The 408-nt window shown below is 50.5% G+C and carries 1 protein-coding gene; it reads left to right on the top strand.

All coding sequences use genetic code 11. The annotated features are described in order from the left end of the window. The coding region (locus tag HEN33_RS25525) for a phage tail tip domain-containing protein (RefSeq protein ID WP_445297914.1) at positions 1–408 on the top strand (408 nt) is incomplete at both ends.

Raw genomic sequence — 408 nt, 5'->3', positions numbered from 1 at the left:
CGTTTATTGACCCGGCAAACGGGAATGAAACGCCGATGTTTGTGGCGCAGGGCAACCAGATATTCATGAACGACGTGTTCCTGAAACGCCTGACGGCCCCCACCATTACCAGTGGTGGCAGTCCTCCGGTATTTTCCCTGACATCAGACGGAAAGCTGACCGCTAAAAATGCGGATATCAGTGGCAGTGTGAATGCGAACGCCGGGACGCTCAACAATGTCACGGTAAATGAAAACTGTACGATTAAGGGCATGCTGGAGGCGACTCAGGTCAGAGGTGACTTCGTTAAAGCTGTATCCAAATCATTCCCGAAACAGGCTGGTACGTGGGGTAACACGGAAACACCAAACGGGACGGTTACAGTCACCATCAGCGATGATCATAACTTTGACCGTCAAATCATTATTC

It is taken from the genome of Escherichia sp. 94.0001 (assembly GCF_013369155.2).
Lineage (GTDB): Bacteria > Pseudomonadota > Gammaproteobacteria > Enterobacterales > Enterobacteriaceae > Escherichia > Escherichia coli_F.
The sequence above is the reverse complement of the archived record's forward strand: the minus strand, read 5'-3'. Positions and strand labels throughout refer to the sequence as shown.